Source organism: Mesorhizobium sp. M8A.F.Ca.ET.161.01.1.1, assembly GCF_004792105.1.
Classification (GTDB): domain Bacteria; phylum Pseudomonadota; class Alphaproteobacteria; order Rhizobiales; family Rhizobiaceae; genus Mesorhizobium.
Genome location: NZ_SRTD01000056.1, coordinates 1 through 525, shown reverse-complemented (window position 1 = coordinate 525; position 525 = coordinate 1). Strand labels below are relative to the sequence as shown.

Genomic DNA, 525 nt, shown 5'->3' with positions numbered 1-525 from the left:
CGTGGGTACCGATTACATCGTGCGCACCGACGCGGCCAAGACCGCACTGGCCTTCGTGGCCCTGGATGCCAATGGCGAGCGCAGCTTCAGCTTCTACCGGCCGCCGGCGGCCGACCTGCTGTTCCGTGACAGCGATTTCCAGGCCGCGTGCCTGGACAGCGCGCAGTGCTTCCACGTCTGTTCCAACAGCCTGACCGAGCCGGCCATCGCCGAGGCGACCTTCGCCGGCATGGACCGCGCCCGTGCCGCCGGTGCGGTGGTCAGCCTGGACCTCAACCTGCGCCCGGCACTGTGGCCCGCCAACGAAGATCCGACGCCGCGGCTGTGGCAGGCACTGGAACGCGCTGACCTGGTCAAGCTGTCGCGCGAGGAGCTGGACTACCTGGCTGCGCCGCTGGGTGCCGACGGCGAGGCGGCGGTGCTGCGGCGCCTGCTGGCTGCGCAGGCGCGCTGGGTGATCGTCACCGACGGTGCGGCCACGCTGCACTGGTACACCCGCGACAAGCACGGCACCGTCACCAGCTT

1 protein-coding gene is annotated in these 525 nt (G+C 70.5%); it reads left to right on the top strand.

Annotated features, from left to right (window positions below; all coding sequences use genetic code 11):
- A partial coding sequence (locus EN804_RS34550) for a PfkB family carbohydrate kinase (protein ID WP_210237380.1) occupies positions 1-525 on the top strand: 525 nt, incomplete at both ends.